This window comes from Streptomyces milbemycinicus (assembly GCF_002154605.1).
GTDB classification, from domain to species: domain Bacteria; phylum Actinomycetota; class Actinomycetes; order Streptomycetales; family Streptomycetaceae; genus Streptomyces; species Streptomyces milbemycinicus.
The window spans coordinates 1-2,755 of record NZ_MUNE01001084.1 but is presented as its reverse complement, the minus strand read 5'-3'; the positions used below and the strand labels follow the sequence as shown (position 1 = coordinate 2,755).

Below are 2,755 nucleotides of genomic sequence, written 5' to 3'. Positions count from 1 at the left end.
ACCATCTCCAGCGCCACGGCCTCGGCGAGGTCGACGTTGGGGGTGCGGCCGTGGCGCTGGAGATGGTCCAGGATCGCCCGGTCGATACGGTCGTACAGGGGGCGTGGCATGAAATGCAGCGTAGCGGCAGTATCGGCGAACAATCCTGCGCTGCAGCGCCGTACAGGCACTCAATACGCCATCGCGTGCCGGGCTCGACGGCGCATTCTGGTCACGTGTCGCAGCCGCCGCCGAGCCGGTCCCGCTGCCGCCTCCGTACCCTTCTCACTGCCATCGGACTGCCTCATGCACCCCTTCCCCCTGGAACCCGACCGCGCCGCGATGACGGAGATGGGCCGTCTCGTCCTGGAGCGTGTCGTCGATCGCACCGAGAACCTCGCGGCACGCCCCGCGACCAGCGCCCTGTCGCCGCGAGCCGAGGCCGACCTGGTGGAGTCCTTTCTGGCGCCGCCGCCCGACCGGGGCGGTGACCTGAAGGTTCTGCTCGCGCGTCTGGACCAGGCCGCCGATTGCGCTCTGGAGACGGCCGGGCCGGGCCACCTGGCGTACATCCCGGGCAGCGGTCTGTACTCGGCCGCGCTCGCCGAGTTCTACAACCGTGCCGTCAACCGCTACGGCGGCCTGGCCTCGGTCGCCCCGGCCCTCGCCGCGCTGGAGGAGAGTGTGATCCGCTGGATGGCCCGCGATGTGTGCGGCCTCCCGGAGGGCAGCGGTGGCCTGTTGACCAGCGGTGGCTCGATGGCCACCTTCTCCGCGACGGTCGCCGCCCGCCACCACAGGCTCGGGGAGGATCTCGCCTGTGGCACCGTCTACACCACCGCCTTCGCCCACCACTCCGTCGCCAAGGCCGCCCGCCTCGCCGGCATCCCCGCCGCCCGCATACGTACCGTGCCGCACACCCCGGACCTGCGGATGGACCCCCACGCCGCCGCCGCGATGATCCGCGCCGACCGGGGCGCCGGGCTGCGGCCGTTCCTGCTGGTGGCCACCGCCGGCACCACCGACACCGGCACCGTCGACCCGCTGCATCAGCTGGCCGGCCTGGCCCGCCGCGAGGACGTGTGGTTCCACATCGACGCGGCCTACGGAGGCTTCTTCCGGCTCACCGCACGCGGCGAGGAACGCCTCGCCGGTATCGAGAAGGCCGACTCGATCACCCTGGACCCGCACAAGACCCTGTTCATGCCGTTCGGCACCGGCACCCTGGTCGTCCGCGATATCGCCGCCCTGCACGCCGCGCACGACGGCACCGGCAGCTACCTCCAGGACATGAGGGCGGCGGGGAGCGTCCCGGACTCCGGTCAGCTCGGGCCCGAGCTGACCCACGAGATCCGCGGTCTGCGGGCCTGGCTTCCCCTGCACCTGCACGGGGTGGACGCCTTCCGCGAGGCTCTGGACGAGAAGCTCGACCTGGCCGAACACGTCCACGACACGCTGTCCGGCGTCGCGGAGCTGGAGGTCCCGCAGCGCCCGGACCTGTCCACCGTGATCTTCCGCGTCCGCCCCGCCGACGGCAGCCGCGCCGCCGCCGAGCGAGCCGATGAGGCGAGTCGCCGTCTGCTGGAACGGATCAACGACCACCGGCGCATCGCGCTCTCCAGCACGGTTGTCGACAGCCGCTACACCCTGCGCGTCTGCGTGGTCTCCCACCGCACCCACCACGACCGCATCGCCGAGGCGCTGAAGATCATCACTGCCGAGGCCAGGCGCCACACCACCGCGTAGCGATCTCCGGCCACCTGCGATGCTCAGAGCGGCCAACTGAAGTGCCGGGAATCTCCGCACTCCTTCACGGGATGCCGACGCCCCGGCACTCGCGTTTCAGCAGGTCAGCGAATTACGTCGGTTGGCTGACCCCTCTTCTGCCGGTTCGCCCGGGGCCAGCGAACCCCGTTCAAGACATCCGTGTTGTACCCCTTGGCGGATGCCCCGTCACGACGAGCTCGGGGTTCGGGCTGTGGCCAACCGAGCCACCAGCGCGCCACCAGGGAGCCAGTGGCGAGCCACCCTGGCCCCCGGCTGGGGCTGCCGGGCGACGGGGGCGACCGGCAGGCCCAAGACAAGGGCCGGGTGCCGCCCCGCTGGTTGCGGGGCAGCACCCGGCCCTTGGCCGTCGGCTCGTCTATGCGTCGCTGCTGCCGGGCGCGGTGGCGAGGCGGTAGGTGCGGGGGCGTTCGGTGACCTGTTCGGCGATGCCCTGCCTGACCAGGGTGGCCAGGGCGTTGGCGATCGCGCCGGAGCTCTTCGCGATTACCCGGCTGATACGGGTGGCTGTGAACGCCTCGCTGGGATACGCGATCAGGTGGTCGATGACCATCTGGCGCAGGGCGCCGGGAGCGAGACGGACCCTGTCTCCGCCGGACACGGCGGTCGGCGGAACGGCTTCCGGTGCTTCGGGAGGCACTGTTCCCTCCACCGGGGGCGTGGGAGCGGGCGGCGGAGTCGGCGAGCTGGCGGACTCCGCCTCCCGATCGGTCTCCTCCATGGCATTGGACTGGGCCTCGTGCCCCGTCTGCTCAGCGTCAGCGTTGGTGTCAGGTTCATCGGCGTGGGCCTCGCCGTGGTCCGACCCGTCGTCCCCGCATGTGGGCAGCTCTGCCACGTGGGCGGAGTCGTCGGCGTGCGGCGCCGCGGGCTCAGGGTCTGTGATGCTCTCGGGTGACGGCTCCTGCGGGGTGTCCATTGAGGCGTTGGCGTCGTTGTCCGGCGCGGGAGTTGCGTACCAGTAATTGACGGGACGCCCGCGGCCTCCGGC

General features: G+C 71.5%; 2 protein-coding genes and 1 pseudogene. 1 reads left to right on the top strand and 2 read right to left on the bottom strand.

What is annotated here, in order from left to right:
- Positions 1 to 110 (bottom strand): AsnC family protein (locus CCN51_RS51200; protein WP_143676221.1); only part of this gene is annotated, 110 nt, incomplete at its 3' end.
- Positions 111 to 285: 175 nt separating this feature from the next.
- Here CCN51_RS51200 and CCN51_RS51195 point away from each other — a divergent pair.
- On the top strand, positions 286 to 1,725 hold the full coding sequence (locus tag CCN51_RS51195) for a pyridoxal phosphate-dependent decarboxylase family protein (RefSeq protein ID WP_014181123.1): 1,440 nt from the start codon (positions 286 to 288) through the stop codon (positions 1,723 to 1,725).
- Positions 1,726 to 2,122: 397 nt separating this feature from the next.
- Here CCN51_RS51195 and CCN51_RS51190 read toward each other — a convergent pair.
- Positions 2,123 to 2,755, bottom strand: a pseudogene (locus tag CCN51_RS51190) (hypothetical protein); the annotation flags it as partial.

Coding starts and splice junctions, on each gene's coding strand:
- CCN51_RS51195 (WP_014181123.1), top strand. CDS start 286: ATGCACCCCTTCCCCCTGGAACCCGACCGCGCCGCGATGACGGAGATG.